The organism is Pseudomonas sp. GW821-FHT07G10 (genome assembly GCF_059418545.1).
In genome coordinates this window covers 162,127-179,559 of sequence record NZ_JBWKQB010000002.1, presented here as the reverse complement: position 1 = coordinate 179,559, position 17,433 = coordinate 162,127, and the positions used below count along the sequence as shown (strand labels likewise).

Below are 17,433 nucleotides of genomic sequence, written 5' to 3'. Positions count from 1 at the left end.
CTAGCTCAGCCAGTCGAGGGTCAGAATCAGTCGGCGTTCACCCGGTGCCGGTTGCGGCGAGCGATGGATCAGGCCGAAGCCTTCGTTGCCATGCCATTTCTCGCCTTTGAGCAAAGCCACTTCACCGCAGGCGACTTGCTGAATCTTTGAGAAGTCTTGCGGCTCGGCGTCGACCTTGCCCAGTTGCCGACGATCCATCGCCCCCTCTTGTAGCCATTGGCTGCCGATGCCGGCGTAAGTGGTGATCAGACGCACCGGCACATGATCGACGTGGAAGCGCGGGCACATGGCCTTGTCCAGCACCCGCAGACGCAGGCCGATGCGCTTGGCGCCCAGCAAGCAGGCGAAGGCGCTGACCAGCCAGGAGATGTCGGCGATAAATCCTTCGTAGCCCTCCAGGTCGCTGAAGCCTGAGGCCAGACCTTGCAGATTCGGTTCTGAATCATCATTGGCCAACTCCAGCGATAACGACTCTGCCAGCGGCTCACCCAAGGACAGCAGCAACGTGCCGAAATCGGCGACATGCACTGGCAGGTGGCGTTGCCAGACAGCCAGATTCACTCCGTCGTCCAGAATTTGAGTGAGCGCTTCTGGTGTATCACCCCGGACCTGACGAATTATCGGACGCAGCTTCAGACTGGGCGCGAGCATCAAGCCGCCTCCTCTTCATGCCAAGGGCCGAAAGGGTCGACCATCAGTCGCCAGCCTTCCACACCCACGGCCATTTCGTCGTCGGTCAGCAGGCAGCTATCAAGCTCGGCAGTGAGCAGGGCGAAGTCGATGTTCTGACCGATGAACACCAGTTCCTGACGGCAATCACCGGTGGCGGCGGCCCAGTTTTCCATGATCGCCGAGGTGCTTTCCTGATCCTGTGGCCACTGCGGTTTCGGCACGAATCGCCACCAGCGTCCGGCAAAGCCATGACGCATCAAACCGCCAGCCTGGGACCAGCTTCCAGCGTCCTGATGCTTGCTGGCCAGCCAGAAAAAACCCTTGGAACGCAGCAGTTTGCCGTTCACCCACGGGCGGTCGATGAAGCTGAAAAAGCGCTGCGGATGGAAGGGGCGTCGCGCCCGATAAGCCGTCGAGGCGATGCCGTATTCCTCGGTTTCCGGGACGTGCTCACCGCGTAACTCCTGCAACCAGCCCGGCGCCTGAGCGGCACGTTCGAAGTCAAAACGCCCGGTGTTGAGGATCTTCTTCAGCGGTACTTCACCCATCACCATGGGGATTATTTCTGCCTGGGAGTTGAGCCGTTCGAGAATGGCGATCAGCTCCTGGCGGTCGCTGCGGCTGATCAGATCGATTTTGCTGATCAGAATCACGTCGGCGAATTCGATCTGCTCGATCAACAGATCCGTGATCGAACGCTCGTCCTCCTCGCCCAGGGTTTCACCACGGGAGGCGAGGCTTTCGGCCGCTTGATAGTCGAGCAGGAAGTTCATACCGTCGACCACCGTGACCATGGTGTCGAGCCGGGCGATGTCGGCCAGGCTCTGACCCGCGTCATCACGGAAGGTGAAGGTTTCCGCCACTGGCAAGGGCTCGGAAATACCCGTGGACTCGATCAGCAGGTAGTCGAAACGACCGTCCCTGGCCAATTTGCTGACCTCTTCCAGCAAATCCTCACGCAGGGTGCAGCAAATGCAACCGTTGCTCATTTCGACGAGTTTCTCTTCGGCGCGGTTCAGGCTGACATCGCGCTGAACCTCGCTGCCGTCGATATTGATCTCACTCATGTCGTTGACGATCACCGCCACTCGAAGGTTGTCGCGGTTGCGCAGAACGTAGTTGAGCAGCGTGCTTTTACCGGCGCCGAGAAAGCCGGAGAGCACGGTAACGGGAAGACGATTGGGCATCAGGGTGTCTCATCAGAGCGGGACTTATTTTAATGTTATAATATAACAACTCAATTAAGCCAATCCCCTCTTGTTCCCTGCGACGAAGGGCGCAATGCTTGCGCCAACCCGCCTCACGAGAAACCCCATGCGCAACGCACTGAAATACACGCTGTTGGGCCTTACGCTGTTTGCCGCGAGCAACGCCTTCGCGCAACTGCCGAGAACGCTTGCCAACTGCACCCGCAGCGCCAACCTGCTGGCGTGCGTGGATGCCGATGGCAATGCCTATAGCGTCGCCACGGCCGGCAGCACCACGTATCTTCGGGGTTTCGAAGTAATCGGCAAACGCTACTGGGCGCAGACCAACAGCCGCTACGGGCAATTGACGTTCTTCACAGGCATCGCCTCTGACGGCGAAGCCTGGGTCGGCTACAGCCGCCGTGTTGGCTGGACCACTATCAATCGCTTCTCCAGCTCCGGTGGCGCCAGTGCCAAGTTCACTTGCAGCCGTATCAGCGGCTGTTAGACCTGGGCTTTTTTCTGATCCTGCAACCAGGCCATGTAGCTATTCACCGGTGGATTCTTCTGGAAGTAGCGCTGCAACCCTTCGAACAAGCCGTCGGCCACCGCCTGCTGGTGCCGTGGGGCGACCAGCCGCTGACTGTCGCGGCTGTTGGAGATGAAGCCGGTTTCCACCAGGATTGAAGGCACGTCCGGCGACTTAAGCACCGCGAACCCGGCCTGTTCCACGCGCTTCTGATGCAACGTGGTGATCCCGGCGAGGCTACCGAGCACCGTGCTGCCCAACTGCAAACTGGCAGCGATGGTCGCGCTCATCGACATGTCGAGAATCACCCCGGCGAGCATCGGGTCTTTGTCCTTCAGATTGAGCAGGTTGGTGGCGCCCAGCAGGTCGGCGCCGTTTTCCCGTTGCGCCATGAACCGCGCCGTGGCGGATGTCGCGCCGCCCTCGGACAAGGCATACACCGAAGCACCGGACGCCGTAAGCCTTGGCGCAGCGTCTGCATGCACCGAAATGAACATGTCGGCGTTGTGCTTGCGGGCGATCTCCACGCGTTTTCGCAGCGGCACGAAGAAGTCATCGTTGCGCACCAGCTTCACGTCAAACCCCTTTTCTCGCTTCAGTCGCTTGGCCAACAGTTGCGCAATGGACAGCACCACATCTTTTTCGCGCTCACCCTTGGCGCCAACCGCGCCTGGATCCTTACCGCCATGGCCGGGGTCGATCACCACCATGATGTCGCGCTTGGGGTGGGCTTTATCCACAGGTGTTTCACGCTGAATCAAAGGCGCAGCGGCAATCTGTATAGGCGCGTGGGCAGAGCTGGTCAGATCGAACACCAGCCGATGGCCCTGCCCGTCCTGCGGCGGCAACTGAAAGCTGTTGAGCTGTACCGGCCCGGTGAGGTCGAGCACGATCCGTGTATCGCCTTGCCCAAAATGCCCTGAGCGGATCGAACGAATCACCGTGTCGGTCAGCGCCAACTGACTGAAGTCGCCACTCAGGCGCGCGCCGCTCACATCGATGATCAGCCGCTGCGGCGCGGTCAGCGAGAAGGTCTTGTACTGCACCGGTCCGCTCAGATCGAGCACCAGCCGCAGCTTATCATCCGAACGCCAGAGCCGGGCATTGCGGATTTGGGAGGCGGATACGCCCCAAGGTAAACCCAGCACCGCACTGGCCAGGAGCAGGTTGAGCAATTGCCGTCTGTGCATGACATATACCGTTGATAGAAGAGCATCCGTACTCGACATGACTAAGGGAGATTGAAAAAGGCATCGTCAATTTTAGTGTTATAACATAACATACGATTTTATCTCCGACGATGGACCTGCTTATGAACGCGCTGACTCTGCCGGATATCGCCGCGCAGGCCTCACGCCAAGCCTTGCCACTCGAGTGGGTGGGCATGTGCGGCATTGCTCTACCCATGTTGTTCGATGGCCAGCGAATGAGCGCAAAAGCGGATGCAGGCGTGAGTCTCGATGATGGCGAGGCGCGTGGCATTCATATGTCACGTCTGTATCTGGCGCTGGAAATGCTCGAACAGGAAAACCTCACACCGCTACTTTTACGTCAGGTTCTTCAACGTTTTCTCGATAGCCATGATGGGTTATCCAACAGCGCCTATCTGCGTATTCACACCGATCTACTGTTTAAGCGGCCAGCGTTGGTCAGTCCGCTGTCGGGTTGGAAAACCTACCCGGTGAGCATCGAAGCGCGGCTGAAAAACGCAATGTTCCACGTGGAACTAAAAATTGAGGTTAGTTATTCCTCAACTTGCCCGTGCTCAGCCGCACTGTCGAGACAGCTAATTCAGCAGCAATTCGTCGAGGACTTCGCCAACAAAGCGTTGCAGCACGCCGACGTTCTGGCCTGGCTCGGCTCCTCAAAAGGCATCGTTGCGACACCTCATAGCCAGCGCAGCAGCGCGCAGTTGCAGCTGCGGTTGGACGACTGTCTCGAAAGCTTGCCATTGATCACGGTGATCAATGACGCTGAAGCAGCCCTCGGCACCGCCGTTCAAACCGCGGTGAAACGCGCCGACGAACAAGCCTTCGCCTTGGCCAATGGTCAAAACCTGATGTTCTGCGAAGACGCCGCTCGACGCTTGAATCTGGCCTTGAAAAGATCCCCGGGTATCAACGCCTTCCTCCTGCGCGTTATCCACGCCGAAAGCCTGCACGCCCACGACGCTGTGGCCGAAAGTTGCTGGAACTGGGAGGCCGCATGATCCGTTGCCAAGCATTACGCTGGGGCGCTCCCGGTCAACCGCTGACTCCCCCCGTTGATTTCGAACTGGCGAACGGCAGCCTGACCGCGGTAATCGGCGCTAACGGCTCGGGCAAAAGCAGCCTGCTGAAAGTTATCGCTGGGTTACAGAGGCCGCTGGCTGGCAAAGTCGAGCTGGATGTTCCACGACGCGGCAGCCTGTCTTTCCTTGCGCAACAACAGCATCTGGACCGACAGTTCCCCATCAGTCTGCAAGAGCTGGTCGCCGCTGGATTCTGGGGCAGCAAGCAAACCCCACAGATGCGCAACCAACGCCTGCAAACCGTACTGGAAGACTGGTGCTTGAGTGGCCTGGAACATCGCCCATTGATGGCGTTGTCGGGCGGTGAATTGCAGCGAGCCCTACTAGCCCGTTTGAGTCTGGGCGATGCGCCGGTGTTGTTACTCGACGAGCCCCACGCCGCGCTCGACGAGCTCGGCCAGACATTGCTCTGGAAACACATCCACGCCTGGCATGCCGAAGGTCGGACGTTGGTCGTCGTCTGCCATGACCTGGCTGCAGTGCGCCAACACATTCCTCAAACGCTGCTGATCAAAAGCAGCGGCTGCATACTTGCGCCAAGTGCCGAACTGATCACCCAACTACCTCAGACGCAGGTGGCGTAATGGTCGCCGCTGCTGCGCTTTGGCAACCGTTCCACGAATTCGTCTTCATGCGCCGGGCGCTTCTTGGCGGTTTGGTATTGGCCTGTAGCACTGCCCCACTCGGGGTGTTTTTGATCCTGCGGCGCATGAGTCTGATCGGCGACGCGGTGGCTCACGGGATCTTGCCCGGCGCCGCCTTGGGGTTCTGGTACGCCGGTTTGAGCCTGACGGCGCTGACCGTTGGCGGCCTCGGTGCCGGCCTGGGCATGGCCGGGCTCGCAGCATGGATCACCCGCCGTACCGGCCTGCGAGAGGACGCCAGTCTCGCGGCGATCTACCCGATTTCCCTGGCTTGCGGTGTGCTGATTCTCGGGATCGCCGGCAAACGTCTGGACCTGCTCCACCTGCTATTTGGCTCCGCGCTTGCCGTCGACGGACTGACGTTGGCCGGCATGCTTTGGGTCTCGGGTTTCAGTCTGACTGCCATGGCGCTGATCTATCGCCCCTTGTTGCTCGACACCCTCGACCCGCTGTTTCTGCAAACCGTCAGCCGTCTCGGACCGTTGGCACACGGGCTGTTTTTGACCCTGGTGGTGCTGAATCTTGTCATCGGCTTCCAGGCCATCGGCGCACTGATGGTGGTCGGTTTGATGATGTTGCCCGCCGCCGCTTCGCGTTTTTGGAGTCGACGCTTGCCAGTGTTGATGGTCATCGCCGCGGTGCTCGGTTGCCTCTCGGTGTGGCTTGGTCTGTTGCTGTCGTTCTACTACTCGCTGCCCAGCGGTCCGGCCATCGTGCTGGTGGCTGGCGGTTTTTACCTGCTGTCCGTGGTGTTCGGTCCGGTGCACGGTTTGCTGCGCCGCCCACCTTTGCTTACATCCCAATGAGGTGTTTCCCGATGCGCGCTCTACTCGTGCTGTTCAGTCTGCTGCTGCCGTTGTCGCTCTCGACAGCATCCGCGGCAGAAAAACTTCAGGTCGTCACCAGCTTCAGCATTCTCGCCGACATGACCCATCAAGTCGGTGGTGAGCATATTCAGATCACCAACATGGTCGGTCCGGACGCAGACGCCCATACCTACGAACCCACCCCGGACGATGCCAAAGCGCTGCTCAAGGCCAGGCTGATCATCAAGAATGGCTTGGGTTTCGAACCATGGCTGGATCGCCTGGTCACCAGCACCGAGACCAAAACCCCGGTGATCACCGCCAGCCGTGGCGTCATCCCGCGAACCATGGATGAAGACGGCGAGACCATTCCCGACCCGCATGCCTGGCACAACCTGGCGAACACCGAACTCTATGTGAACAACATCACCAAGGCGCTGATCGCAGCGGATCCGGCGAACAAAGCCGACTACGAACGTAACAGCCAGGCCTACCTGAAACAGATCTACCGTCTGCTGGCCGACGCCAAAGCCAAGCTCGGTTCCCTGCCACCGGGAAACCGCAAGATCGTCACCTCCCATGATGCCTTTGGCTATCTTGGCCAGGCTTACGGCATCAACTTCATGGCGCCTCAAGGTTTGTCCACCGAGCGCGAACCCTCCGCCGCCGAAGTCGCTGCGCTGATCACCCAGATCCGTCAGGCCAAGGTCAAAGCGGTGTTCATGGAAAACATCAAAGACGCGCGCTTGCTCAAGCAAATCGCCGAAGAAAGCGGCGCGCATATCGGCGGCACTTTGTACTCCGACGCCCTCGCCGCCACAGGTCCGGCCAGTACCTTCGCCGGGCTCTTCGAATACAACCTCAACACGCTGTACGACGCCTTGAGCAAGCCATGATTCGAAAGAACCCGTCAGGCGATCTGCCGCTGATCGCCGAGTCCGCTTATGTGGATAAAACCGCGATCATCTGCGGCAAGGTGGTAATCGGCGAGAACGTCTTCGTCGGCCCCTATGCGGTGATTCGTGCCGACGAAGTGGACGACTCAGGTCAGATGGAGCCAATCAGCATCGGCGCCAATTCGAACATCCAGGACGGCGTGGTGATCCATTCAAAATCCGGCGCGGCGGTGACGATCGGCGAGTTCAGTTCGATCGCCCACCGCTCCATCGTTCACGGGCCATGCTCCGTCGGCAATCGGGTGTTCATCGGCTTCAACAGCGTGTTGTTCAACTGTGCGGTCGGCGACGGCTGTGTGGTGCGGCACAACTCGGTGGTCGATGGCAGGGATCTGCCTGAAGACTTCTACGTACCGTCGACCACCCGCATCGGACCCAAGACCGACCTGTCGCAGTTCCCGCCAGTCAGCGTCAGTGCTTCGGAGTTTTCCGAGGACGTGGCGCGGACCAACGTCGATCTGGTGCGCGGCTACAAAGCCCTGCAGAACGAGTTTTGAACATGAGCAGTGTGCTGATTCGCAACGCCCGGTTGGTCAACGAAGGTCATGAGTTCGACGCCGATCTACTGCTGGACCACGGTCGCATCGTGAAGTATGTAAGTTTGCGTAGCCGCAATGGGGAGGGTTTGGGGCAGATGAGTGTTCATCGGGTGTGTGGGCGATTGGGGTTGGAAACCAACGCTAATTAGTGACTAGATCGTTCCCACGCTCCTGCGTGGGAACGCCTCAATGGACGCTCCGCGTCCGCTTTGTGACGCAGCGTGTCACGGGCTGCATTCCCAAGCAGAGCGTGGGAACCATCATCACGCTCGTGGCTTGACCGTACCGCAGTCTTGCCCCATCCACACCGCTCGGGTGTCCAGGCTGCCCTTCTGCTGGATGCCGGTGGCATTGAAGGTGCCGTTGACCTTGGTCGTGAACTCTCGATCACTGAGGAAAGTGGCGACACCGGTGCCCTGCGCTTTCGGGCAGCTGAAGCGAAATTTCCACTGATTGCCGGCGCGGTCGGTGATTTCCTGCTTGCAGCCCGATTGCGGATCCGTCAGCGGAATGTTGTCGGACTGCACTTGGGCCTGAGTCAGACAAGCTCGAATACCTTTGCCGCCCATGGTGATGCCCTGCTGCTCTAGCGCTGCCCGTTGTTCCGGGGTCATCTGGCTCTGTAACTGGCCAAGGATCAATTGCAGATCAGGCAGGTTCTGGTCATCGACCTTCATATTGCTCGACGTCAATTCCCACAACCCAGGCTGCAACATTTGCGCCTGAGCAGCGACAGGAAGTGACAAGCCAACAACCATGGCCAAACCCAGCAGACGAACGTTCATCGAGTAACTCCTAGAGAATAGTGGCCGTTAGACGTCAGCAACCTACTTCAGTTGCATGGCGAATTAAATAGCGACATTCACCGTAGAACATGGTCTGTTAAGCATTGAACCTTCAGGAGAAAGGCTGCCCCATGGATTATTTTGGCCCGCATTTTTTCGGTTATCTGATCGCCACTATTCATTCGCTGGGTATGATCGCCGCCATCCATGCCGTATTCACTGTCAGGACTGCCCAAGGCGCAATCGCGTGGGCCTTGTCACTGTTGTTCATTCCTTATCTGACCCTCATCCCCTACCTGGTCTTCGGCCGCAGCACGTTCGATGCCTATATCAAGGCAAGGCGCCAGGCCAACGAGGAAATGCGCAAAGCCATCGCCGATCTGAACTGGCGCCCCTGGATCGAAGAAGCGCTGACCGCTCGCGCCTCAAATGCCTACGCCTCGCTGCGTGCCATGCCGAAACTGGGACAAATGCCCTGCCTTGCCAATAACCAGGTGCGCCTGCTGATCAATGGCGAAGCCACTTTTGCGGCGATTTTCGATGCCATCCGTAACGCCCGCCAAACCGTACTGATCCAGTTTTTTATCATCCACGACGACCACCTCGGTCGCCGCTTGCAGGCCCTGCTGATGGAGAAAGCTGCCGAAGGCGTAGCCATTTACGTGCTCTACGACCGTATCGGCAGCCACTCCCTGCCTCACAGCTACGTTCAGCCAATGCGCGAGGCCGGCGTACAGATCAAAGCCTTTGCCACACGCAGCGGCTGGCTCAATCGCTTCCAGATCAACTTTCGCAATCACCGCAAAATTGTCGTGGTCGATGGTTTGTCCGGATTCGTCGGCGGGCACAACGTCGGCGACGAATACATGGGTAAGAAACCGCCGTTGGCGCCTTGGCGCGACACCCACGTCCAAGTCAGCGGTCCGGTGGTGGCCTGCATGCAGGAGTCGTTCGCTGAAGACTGGTTCTGGGCTTCACGCCAGCTGCCGCCGCTGATCCTGCCGGACACCTATCCGGATGACGGCGTACTCTGCCAACTGCTGGCCAGCGGCCCGGCAGATCCCCACGAAACCTGCTCGCTGTTTTTCGTTGAAGCTATCCATGCCGCGACTGAGCGGGTGTGGATCACCAGCCCGTATTTCATTCCCGACGAAGCGGTTTTCGCTGCGCTGCGACTGGCAGTGTTGCGCAATGTGGATGTGCGGATTCTCCTGCCGTCGCGGCCGGATCACCGCGTCGTCTACGCCGCGTCCAGTCTCTTCGCCTTCGAAGCCGTGCGGGCCGGGGTACGAGTGTTCCGTTATGAGCCCGGTTTTCTGCATCAGAAAGTAGTGCTGATCGACAGCGAAATCAGCGCCATCGGCAGCGCGAATCTGGACAATCGATCGTTCCGGCTCAACTTCGAAGTGATGCTGCTGACCGTCGACAGACAATTTGCCGCCGAGGTGGAACACATGCTCTGCGAGGATTTCGACCAGGCCCACGAGATCGCGAAAGGAGAAAGCCGGGAGACCCACCGCCTGCAACAACTTGGCATGCGGGTCGCCCGGCTTATATCGCCGATCCTTTAAGGGTTGTAGATATCGTCGCGAGTCCACGGCAGTTCATGGCTACCGTCGGCATGAGCCTTGACCGCGAGGATCTGGTGCAAATTGATCCAGCCTCTGGCGAATGCATAAGCGCAACCGGCCAGGTAGAGCCGCCAGATACGTAGAACCTGCTCTGGCACCTGTTTTGCGGCGGCTTCAAGGTTATCTTCCAGGCGCTCGCTCCAGTGGTCCAGGGTGCGTGCGTAATGCAGGCGCAGGCTTTCGACGTCGACGATTTCCAGCCCCGCCTCGCTGATTTCGGCCGAGATCATCGACAGATGCGGTAGCTCGCCATTGGGGAACACATAACGCTCGATGAATTCGCCAGCACCCCGCCCAACCGGCCGACCGTCGATGTGCTTGGCGGTAATACCGTGGTTCATCACCAGGCCGCCTTCGCGCACAGCGCCGAACAGGGTCTGACAATACTGCGCCAGGTTCGCATGGCCCACATGCTCAAACATGCCAACGCTCACCACCTTGTCGAAACGGCCGTCCTGAGGCAGGTCGCGATAGTCGAGCAATTGCAGTTCGACCATATCCTCCAGACCTTCCTCAATCACCCGCTCACGAGCCAGCGCCAACTGCTCTTTGCTCAGGGTAATCCCGAATACTTTCGCTCCGAATTCCCGGGCGGCAAAGCGCGCCAGCCCTCCCCAACCGCAACCGACATCCAGCAAGTACTCGCCGGGCTGCAGGCGCAGCTTACGGCACAGATGCCGAAACTTGGCTTGTTGGGCCTGTTCGAGGCTCTCGCTACCGGTCTCGAAATAGGCGCAGGAATAGGCCATGTCGCTATCGAGCCAAAGCTGATAGAACGCATTGGACAGGTCGTAATGATAGGAAATGGCTGCCGCGTCGGTAGCTTTGTCATGGACGGAGCGAACCGGTTGATTGCCTTCGTCCTCAGCCAGCAGAGCCTGGCTCCACTCATCGCAGACCCGAATGACCTCATTGATAGAGCCTTCGAGTTCCAGCTTGCCTTCGACGAACGCGGCCCCTAGCAAATCAAGGGTCGGATGAGTGAATTGGGCAACCAATTGCGGGTCCTTGACCACAATGGTGACGCTGGGCGACGGGCCCAGATTAAACTCATGGCCATTCCAGAGTCTGAGACATAGCGGTAATTGCAGATTCTGTAAGGCCGGTGGAAGTTGCGCGAGCATGGATAGTCCCCCTTGTTTCAGACGTCTGATTTGAGGGTAGACCATCCATGAAAATTAGCAGGCTATCGAACTCATAGCCTCTCTCTATGACCCGCGACGGTGATCGAACCGTCGTGAACCCACTGTTTCAGCCAGGTTACGGCCTGTAGTGGCGCACCCTCTACACAAGTGACTGTGAACTCGCTACACAGTTCGGAAAAGCTCAAACCGTCGTTCACCACGGTAGTCCCGACATAGCACTAGAGAGAGATCCGCCCCTGATCAGACATCCTCTTTGAGCTTGAGCAACGGCTCCTGAAAACGCAGCAAACGGCCTGCATTGCCGAGCACAAGCAAGGTGCTGAGATTGTGCAGCACCGCGGCAATCATCGCCCCCGCCGCCCCAAGCCAGCCGAACGCGGCAAACGTGACGATCGCAAGCGTCCAGCCCAGACCGATGATCACATTGACTTGCAGCGTCTGACGACACTGGCGACTCAAGCGTACGCAAGTGCCCAGGCGTCGCAGGTCGCTGCCAATCAGAACGATGTCCGCCGAGGCCAAAGCGATATCCGCCCCGCCCGCGCCCATGGCGACACCGACCACCCCGGCTTTGAGTGCCAGCGAATCGTTGATCCCGTCGCCCACCACCATCGGCCGAAAACCGCTGCCGATTTCCTGCAGAACGCGGTTGAGTTTGTCTTCAGGCAAGGCCTGGGCTTCGACATCGCTGATCCCGACTTCATGGGCCAGGCTGTGGGCCACGCTATGCCGATCCCCGGTGAGTAGCAGTTGCCGCCCCAGTCCCAGTTCTCGCAGCTCGCTCAGTGCGTGGCGAGCCTCGGGTTTGATGCTGTCCGCCAACAACAGCCAACCGAGAAATTGCCCGTCCAGCGCCAGCCCGGCAATGGGGCCGTCATGCTCGGGCACGGCGGACGTCGCAATGCCCAACTGGGTAAACAGCTCCGGACGACCGAGTGCCGCCTCGCCCTGCTCCGTTTGCGCCACGACACCCAAACCCTGGCGTTCACGGATATCCGACAGCACCAGAAAATGTTCCTGCGTCACCAGCCCGGCCAACGCACGGCTAACCGGATGGCTACTGGCCGAACCCAGGCTGGCTGCCAGTTTCAGCAAGGCGCTGCGATCTCCGACCGGGCTGTCGATCGATTGCAAACGCAGGGTGCCAAACGTCAGGGTGCCGGTCTTGTCCACTACCAGCGAGGTCAGGTCCGCCAGCTCTTCGAGAAACGCCGAGCTGCGAATCAAAATCCCGTGGCGCGCCGCTACGGCGATCCCGGCAATTGCCGTTGCCGGCGCCGACAACACCAAAGCACAAGGACAGGCTGCCACCAACACCGCCAACATCGCCTGCGCATCGTTGCTGATGAACCAGGTGACGGCCGCCAGCAGCAAGACCAGCACCATGTAGCTGCCGGCATAACGCTCGAGCAAACGAGTGATCGGCGGCTTCGAGCGCTCGGCGCTTTGCATCAGTGCAATGACTTTGCCCAGGGTCGACTCATTACCGGTGCGGGTAACTTCAATGCGCAACAGGCCATCGAGGTTGATCGCCCCGCCGAACACCTGCATGCCGACACTCGCCTCTAGCGGCACCGACTCGCCAGTGATCGGCGCGGTGTCGAGACTGGCCTGCCCGGAAAGCACCAGGCCATCGGCCGGCACCCGGTCACCGGCGCGCACTTCCACCAGGTCGCCGGTCTTGAGCGTGGTGTTGTCCACTTCGATAATCGTGCCGTCACCCTGCACTCGCCGTGCATGGCTGCGCGTCAACTTACCCAAGGCATGAATAGCTTCCTGGGAGCCGATCACGCTGCGCTCTTCCAGCACATGGCCGAAGATCATGATGATCGGCAGCAAAGCTGCAGTCAGCAGATCGCCAGTGGCCCACGCGCCCATCATCGCCAGTGCGATCAACTGATCGGTGATGCCGTGCAGGCTTGGATAACGCAGGCTGTACCAGGCCGAACGCATCACCGGTACGGCCACCAGCAACGAGGCAAAACCCAGCAGCAACTGGCTGACACCATTTTGCTCCGGCACCAACCAGCGCCAGACCAGACCCAGCCCGAGCAGGCCGAGGGCGAGCATCGCCAGGGTCAGTTGTCGCGCGGCGCCGCGTTGTTCGGCAGAGGTCAGCATGCTCGCCGCAGGTTGGGCGGCAGCAGAATGGGCAGTCATTGTTCGGCTCCCTGAATGATCAGACGGGTATCGTCTTTAGGATCGACCGTGGTCACCGAGCCGGCCTGGCCGAGGATCTTCGGCAGACGCTCACGATAAATTCGCAGCAGCATTTCAGGGTCGGTGCCCTTCTGCTGCGCCTGGGCCAGGCTCTGTACTGTTGCCGTGTCGGTCGATGCTTTGGCCAAGCGCTCACTGGCTTGTGCATGAGCTACTTGCAGGACACGGTCGGCTTGCTGGGTGGCGGTCTGGGTCAATTTTTCAGCATCGGTTCGTGCGTTCGCCACGGCCTTGTCAGCCTGTTGGCTGGCGGTCAACACCGCGTTGAACGCGTTCACCGCACGCTCCGGCAAACTCGATTGCACGTCGACTCGTGCCACCTCAATCCCCAATCCCTGCCCCGTCGCGGTCAATTCGGCCAAGCGTTGATTGATGCCCTGCACCAGATCCCCGCGCAGACGTTCGCGACGCTCGGCGGCCTGGTTATCCGCGCCGATCAACTCAGGGCGCGCCACCAGAATTGTGTCCAGGTCTCGCGCAGCCGTCAGCGCCACCGCGCTGCGGGTCACCAGGCGATCCAGTGCCGGCAGCACATGCTCGCCTTGCAGTACGAACGCATACGGCTCGTTGACCTTGTAGAAGACCCGTACATCCAGTTGCACCACACCGGCATCACCGGTCAGCAAGAAACCGGAGCCGGCCAAGGCGTCACTCAACGGCGTGGCGAAACTGGCAACTCGATCGCCTTGTAGCGCAGCATCGGAACGCAACAGGTTTTCCACCCGGCGCTCGATCACCCGATCCGCCGCCGGCAACAACACAACCTGTTCAAACGGTCGCGGCCACGCCAACAACAAACCAGCATTCTGAATACGATCCAGAGCCCCAAAGTGCAGTACCACCGCCCGATTCTGTGGATCGATCTGCCGCACGTTGGAGAACGCCCAAACCACCGCAGCCAACACTGTCACCGCGTACAACGCTAGGAAGGTCAAGCGGCCGGCTTGAATCCACGGGCTACTGACTTCATTTGTTCCACGTGGAACGTTACTCATGGCTGCGACTCGGCCTTGCTACCCAGGCTCGGCGGCCCGTCCACCAACACCCGAAATGGCGCCGCGTCGGTGCGCAATATCAGCTTGGTACCCGGAGTGACTACCGTGCCCAGAGTGTCCAATGAGCGCAGCAAGTTATACAGCTGCGGTGAACCCGCATAAGCGCGGCCGTAAATCTGCGCGGCCTCGACTCGCGATTGAGCTTCGATATCTGCGGCTTTCACCGTGGCATCGGCTTGCACAATTCGCGCATCACGCTCGGCGGCCGATCGAATTTGCGCCGCCTCGCGTTTGCCGATTGCGGTGCGCTCAGTGGCAATGGTTTCACGCTCAGCGCGCATTCGGTCGACGGTAGCGGTCAGGGTCACCGACGGCAGAGTCAGCCGCTCGATACCGACTTGCAGCACACGCACGCCATAGGTGGTCAGCAACTGCTGATCGATCTGCTTACGCAGTTGCACTTCGAAGTCAGCGATGTGGACCTGGTTGGCGTCGGTGTTCACCAGACTGGCCAGGTCAAAACTGCTGGCCGTGGTTTCCAGCGCCGAGCCGACAAACGTACGAATCTGCCGCGCTGCCTCGTCTGGCTGGTTTTGTACCGCCCGCATAAAGCGCTGCACGTTGTCCGGATCGCCCTGCACCTGCCACGCCACGTAAGCTTGAATAATGATCCGCAAACCATCACGCGTACCGACGTCCTGTAAACCGCTGGAGGTGGTGCGCAACCGCAAATCCACCGGAATCGCCGCCTCGAACGGCGCTGGCCAACGCCAGCCAAGACCAGGCTCCAGCAGCACCCGCGACGGGTTACCAAAACGGGTGATTACCGTGGCTTCACCTGAGCGCACTTGCACCAGGCTCGCCGCCGCAATAGCAAACAACACCAGCAACACCGCCCAGGCCATGCGCCGCCAAGGAAAAGGTCCGGCCTCTTGTGGATCGCCATGGTGATGATGGTGGCCATGATGGTGCCCGCCATGGCCGTGGTCGTGGCCGACGTGGTCTTGATGGTCGTGGGAATGAGGCTGGCTCATTGGGCGGCTCCTGATTGAACGGCTTTACGCGGCGCCGCAGGGTCAACCGGTAGCGTGAACGTACGTAGATCGATTGTCGGCGCACTGTTGCCGCCCAAACGATGATCGAGAATAAGCAGCTTGGTTTTCGCCAGGCCCAAGGTTAGCTGACTGAAGTATTGCTCCAGCACAAAGGCCTTCCCGGCCGAGGCATAAGCCTTTTGTTCAGCCGCAAAACGCAGGTCGGCGGACTGGGCGGTGGCTTTGACTTCATGGGCGCTGGCCTGCGCCTGATCGCGGGTAACACTGGCTTGCAATTGCGCCTGATTGGTCTGCTCACTGGCAGCCCCCCGCTCACGGGCGATCAACGCCTGGGCGCCGATCTGCGCGGCTTGCACACCGTGATAAGCGTTGGCAGCACCGGCCGGTGGATGAATCGCTTCAACCACCGTGGCAAGGAATTCCACGCCGCTGTCGAGTTTCTGCAAGTCCGCCTGCACCGCGCGACCGATGTCATCGGCAAGCCCTACACGATCCTCACCCAGCAACCCATCGAGGGTACGCGAAGCGAAATCGTGAACAAGAATCCGGCTGGCGGTGCTGCGAATCAGCGTCGGAACATCTGCAGTGTTATAAGTCGCCGCCAGCGCCGCCTGATCGGTCAGGCCGATGCGATAGACAAAACGCACGTCCATGTTGACGATCTGAAAGCTCTGTTTGTCGGCACTGCTGCTGGCGATGACCTGTGATTTGTCGTTCACATGGCTGGCATCCCACAGCCGATTGGCGATCAACGGTGCGGGGCCTTCCGCCGAATCTGGCAGTGTTGCGACAGTCGCTTCACCGGTGCTGGTGGCCAACTCATGCACCACACCGTTCTCGACGCTCAGCACGCGACCTAAAGGCCAAGGCAAGCCGGCATGCAGTCCCGGCCCGAAGACCTCGACCGGCTTACCGAAGCGCTCGTAAATTCCCCGCGCTTGCAGGGGAATTTCGTGAATCCCGGTGAGCAGCCAACCAACCGCCAGCACCACCATCAGTACTGGAAAAAACGCCCGGCGCATGTAGGTGAAAGCCCAGATCTGCCTAAGGTCGATACCGAAGCGGTTGTGCAGCTCGTGCTGTAACGCCAGCAACGGCTGCGGAGGCCAGCGCAGCATGCCGGCGACAAAACTTTGCGCCAACAGCCGTGGTTCAAGCTGTTCGCGACGAGGGCTGAACAGCGACAACAGCGCGCGCAACAGCAATTCGATCGCCACCAAACCCGGCAGCAAACCGATCAACACCGACAGGCGTACAGGCCAAACTGACGTTTCACTGCTGAACAACAGGCATAACGCGCTCAACACCAGGCAGATGATCGCCACCCGGACCAATTGCCCAAGCTGCCCGGCCTCGGGCCATTCAGCAGGGTTTTCCTGGGCCAGCTGACGTTCGAACACCAGCAAGCCGAAGGCCAGTAATAACGAAAGCGCCGCCCCCACACTGGCCGGCAGCCCCAATGCGGCGCCGGGCAACGACAGATCCCAGACCTGCTCGATGCTCAGCAGCGCCAACAGTGCCCAGCCACACAGCCAGAGAGTCGGTGCGCCAATTTGCGCCAGCAGGCGCATCCAGCTGTCGCCAATACGCTCCAGCAGCCGCTCGTACCAGCCAAGCGCTTCAACCGGCCTGTCCACGATTTGCTCAGCGGATGGTGCGGCCTGTGACCCCAGCGCTCGCCCGCGCCACTGTGTCACCCACCAGGCTGATTGCAGCCCGGCAATCACGACCAGCAGGGAGGCGGTCTGATTGACCAACAACGCAGACCATGGCGATTGCGGGGCGAAAAGTCCGACAAAAAACGCCAGCACCAAGCCGACTACCGAGCCCCCCGCCAAACCGATGCCGACCCGCTTCAACCGCCGCGCGTGAAATGCCGCTTGTTGAAAACGCGGCAGCCCTTCTACATCCGCCCCATCCGCATCCAGATCGACTTGCATACCACCCCAGCCTGTTGTTGCGAAAACCCAGGCCTGTGG

17 protein-coding genes and 1 pseudogene are annotated in these 17,433 nt (G+C 59.9%); 8 read left to right on the top strand and 10 right to left on the bottom strand.

Annotation, left to right across the window (positions count from 1 at the left end):
* Positions 1-651 (bottom strand): DUF1826 domain-containing protein, encoded by a 651-nt coding sequence (locus AC07O1_RS04085; protein ID WP_495087990.1) that lies wholly within the window; start codon positions 649-651, stop codon positions 1-3.
* Positions 651-1,859, bottom strand: a complete 1,209-nt coding sequence (gene zigA, locus AC07O1_RS04080; protein WP_495087989.1) for a zinc metallochaperone GTPase ZigA — start codon at positions 1,857-1,859, stop codon at positions 651-653. The genes AC07O1_RS04085 and zigA overlap by 1 nt, the downstream gene beginning before the upstream one ends.
* Positions 1,860-1,986: 127 nt before the next feature.
* Here zigA and AC07O1_RS04075 point away from each other — a divergent pair, with 127 nt between their 5' ends.
* On the top strand, positions 1,987-2,367 hold the full coding sequence (locus AC07O1_RS04075) for a glutamine synthetase (RefSeq protein WP_494990987.1): 381 nt from the start codon (positions 1,987-1,989) through the stop codon (positions 2,365-2,367).
* On the opposite strand, the gene AC07O1_RS04070 is transcribed toward AC07O1_RS04075, so the two are convergent.
* Positions 2,364-3,578 carry an N-acetylmuramoyl-L-alanine amidase gene (locus AC07O1_RS04070; RefSeq protein WP_495087988.1) on the bottom strand — a complete coding sequence of 405 codons (1,215 nt, stop codon included), beginning with the start codon at positions 3,576-3,578 and terminating at the stop codon, positions 2,364-2,366. The genes AC07O1_RS04075 and AC07O1_RS04070 overlap by 4 nt on opposite strands.
* Before the next feature lie 122 nt (positions 3,579-3,700).
* On the opposite strand from AC07O1_RS04070, the gene folE2 reads away from it, so the two are divergent.
* Genes folE2 through AC07O1_RS04040 form a run of 6 tightly spaced genes read left to right on the top strand, consistent with a single transcriptional unit; the run spans position 3,701 to position 7,772 of the window.
* Complete coding sequence (gene folE2, locus AC07O1_RS04065) at positions 3,701-4,597, top strand: GTP cyclohydrolase FolE2 (protein WP_495087987.1); 897 nt, start codon at positions 3,701-3,703, stop codon at positions 4,595-4,597.
* A complete protein-coding gene (locus AC07O1_RS04060) occupies positions 4,594-5,262 on the top strand; it encodes a metal ABC transporter ATP-binding protein (protein ID WP_495087986.1) in 669 nt (222 codons plus the stop codon). Before folE2 ends, AC07O1_RS04060 begins: the two co-directional genes overlap by 4 nt.
* Positions 5,262-6,128, top strand: a complete 867-nt coding sequence (locus AC07O1_RS04055) for a metal ABC transporter permease (protein ID WP_495087985.1) — start codon at positions 5,262-5,264, stop codon at positions 6,126-6,128. The genes AC07O1_RS04060 and AC07O1_RS04055 overlap by 1 nt, the downstream gene beginning before the upstream one ends.
* A gap of 11 nt (positions 6,129-6,139) precedes the next feature.
* Positions 6,140-7,024, top strand: a complete 885-nt coding sequence (locus AC07O1_RS04050) for a metal ABC transporter substrate-binding protein (RefSeq protein WP_495087984.1) — start codon at positions 6,140-6,142, stop codon at positions 7,022-7,024.
* Positions 7,021-7,581 carry a gamma carbonic anhydrase family protein gene (locus AC07O1_RS04045; protein WP_495010486.1) on the top strand — a complete coding sequence of 187 codons (561 nt, stop codon included), beginning with the start codon at positions 7,021-7,023 and terminating at the stop codon, positions 7,579-7,581. The genes AC07O1_RS04050 and AC07O1_RS04045 overlap by 4 nt, the downstream gene beginning before the upstream one ends.
* 2 nt (positions 7,582-7,583) lie before the next feature.
* Entirely contained in the window at positions 7,584-7,772 is a 189-nt protein-coding gene (locus AC07O1_RS04040) for a hypothetical protein (RefSeq protein ID WP_495088195.1), read from the top strand.
* Between the two features lie 114 nt (positions 7,773-7,886).
* Here AC07O1_RS04040 and AC07O1_RS04035 read toward each other — a convergent pair whose 3' ends face one another.
* Positions 7,887-8,408, bottom strand: a complete 522-nt coding sequence (locus tag AC07O1_RS04035; RefSeq protein ID WP_494990995.1) for a DUF3617 domain-containing protein — start codon at positions 8,406-8,408, stop codon at positions 7,887-7,889.
* Positions 8,409-8,539: 131 nt separating this feature from the next.
* Between AC07O1_RS04035 and cls the strand changes: the two genes are divergently transcribed.
* Positions 8,540-9,979, top strand: coding sequence for a cardiolipin synthase (gene cls / locus AC07O1_RS04030; protein ID WP_495087983.1), 1,440 nt, complete (start codon positions 8,540-8,542; stop codon positions 9,977-9,979).
* On the opposite strand, the gene cfaB is transcribed toward cls, so the two are convergent.
* The 6 genes and pseudogenes from cfaB to hflK (AC07O1_RS04000) form a co-directional block, all read right to left on the bottom strand.
* Positions 9,976-11,163, bottom strand: a complete 1,188-nt coding sequence (gene cfaB / locus AC07O1_RS04025; protein WP_495087982.1) for a C17 cyclopropane fatty acid synthase CfaB — start codon at positions 11,161-11,163, stop codon at positions 9,976-9,978. The genes cls and cfaB overlap by 4 nt on opposite strands.
* 71 nt (positions 11,164-11,234) lie before the next feature.
* Positions 11,235-11,384, bottom strand: a pseudogene (locus tag AC07O1_RS04020) (HvfC/BufC N-terminal domain-containing protein); the annotation flags it as partial.
* A 40-nt stretch (positions 11,385-11,424) separates the two neighbouring features.
* Complete coding sequence (locus AC07O1_RS04015; protein WP_495087981.1) at positions 11,425-13,344, bottom strand: cation-translocating P-type ATPase; 1,920 nt, start codon at positions 13,342-13,344, stop codon at positions 11,425-11,427.
* Positions 13,341-14,399, bottom strand: coding sequence for a protease modulator HflK (hflK, locus tag AC07O1_RS04010; RefSeq protein ID WP_495087980.1), 1,059 nt, complete (start codon positions 14,397-14,399; stop codon positions 13,341-13,343). Before hflK (AC07O1_RS04010) ends, AC07O1_RS04015 begins: the two co-directional genes overlap by 4 nt.
* Positions 14,396-15,433 (bottom strand): protease modulator HflC, encoded by a 1,038-nt coding sequence (gene hflC, locus AC07O1_RS04005; protein WP_495087979.1) that lies wholly within the window; start codon positions 15,431-15,433, stop codon positions 14,396-14,398. Before hflC ends, hflK (AC07O1_RS04010) begins: the two co-directional genes overlap by 4 nt.
* The gene (gene hflK / locus AC07O1_RS04000) at positions 15,430-17,394 is read right to left on the bottom strand and encodes a protease modulator HflK (RefSeq protein WP_495087978.1); all 1,965 of its coding nucleotides are present in this window, start codon (positions 17,392-17,394) and stop codon (positions 15,430-15,432) included. Before hflK (AC07O1_RS04000) ends, hflC begins: the two co-directional genes overlap by 4 nt.
* Between the last annotated feature and the right edge of the window lie 39 nt (positions 17,395-17,433).

Excerpts from the sequence above, each read along its gene's own strand:
- hflC (WP_495087979.1), bottom strand. The coding sequence starts at position 15,433 with ATGAGCCAGCCTCATTCCCACGACCATCAAGACCACGTCGGCCACGAC.
- hflK (WP_495087978.1), bottom strand. The coding sequence starts at position 17,394 with ATGCAAGTCGATCTGGATGCGGATGGGGCGGATGTAGAAGGGCTGCCG.
- AC07O1_RS04015 (WP_495087981.1), bottom strand. The coding sequence starts at position 13,344 with ATGACTGCCCATTCTGCTGCCGCCCAACCTGCGGCGAGCATGCTGACC.
- AC07O1_RS04070 (WP_495087988.1), bottom strand. The coding sequence starts at position 3,578 with ATGCACAGACGGCAATTGCTCAACCTGCTCCTGGCCAGTGCGGTGCTG.
- AC07O1_RS04050 (WP_495087984.1), top strand. The coding sequence starts at position 6,140 with ATGCGCGCTCTACTCGTGCTGTTCAGTCTGCTGCTGCCGTTGTCGCTC.
- folE2 (WP_495087987.1), top strand. The coding sequence starts at position 3,701 with ATGAACGCGCTGACTCTGCCGGATATCGCCGCGCAGGCCTCACGCCAA.
- AC07O1_RS04055 (WP_495087985.1), top strand. The coding sequence starts at position 5,262 with ATGGTCGCCGCTGCTGCGCTTTGGCAACCGTTCCACGAATTCGTCTTC.
- AC07O1_RS04085 (WP_495087990.1), bottom strand. The coding sequence starts at position 651 with ATGCTCGCGCCCAGTCTGAAGCTGCGTCCGATAATTCGTCAGGTCCGG.
- AC07O1_RS04075 (WP_494990987.1), top strand. The coding sequence starts at position 1,987 with ATGCGCAACGCACTGAAATACACGCTGTTGGGCCTTACGCTGTTTGCC.
- AC07O1_RS04045 (WP_495010486.1), top strand. The coding sequence starts at position 7,021 with ATGATTCGAAAGAACCCGTCAGGCGATCTGCCGCTGATCGCCGAGTCC.
- AC07O1_RS04040 (WP_495088195.1), top strand. The coding sequence starts at position 7,584 with ATGAGCAGTGTGCTGATTCGCAACGCCCGGTTGGTCAACGAAGGTCAT.
- AC07O1_RS04035 (WP_494990995.1), bottom strand. The coding sequence starts at position 8,408 with ATGAACGTTCGTCTGCTGGGTTTGGCCATGGTTGTTGGCTTGTCACTT.
- hflK (WP_495087980.1), bottom strand. The coding sequence starts at position 14,399 with ATGAGTAACGTTCCACGTGGAACAAATGAAGTCAGTAGCCCGTGGATT.
- AC07O1_RS04060 (WP_495087986.1), top strand. The coding sequence starts at position 4,594 with ATGATCCGTTGCCAAGCATTACGCTGGGGCGCTCCCGGTCAACCGCTG.
- cfaB (WP_495087982.1), bottom strand. The coding sequence starts at position 11,163 with ATGCTCGCGCAACTTCCACCGGCCTTACAGAATCTGCAATTACCGCTA.
- cls (WP_495087983.1), top strand. The coding sequence starts at position 8,540 with ATGGATTATTTTGGCCCGCATTTTTTCGGTTATCTGATCGCCACTATT.
- zigA (WP_495087989.1), bottom strand. The coding sequence starts at position 1,859 with ATGCCCAATCGTCTTCCCGTTACCGTGCTCTCCGGCTTTCTCGGCGCC.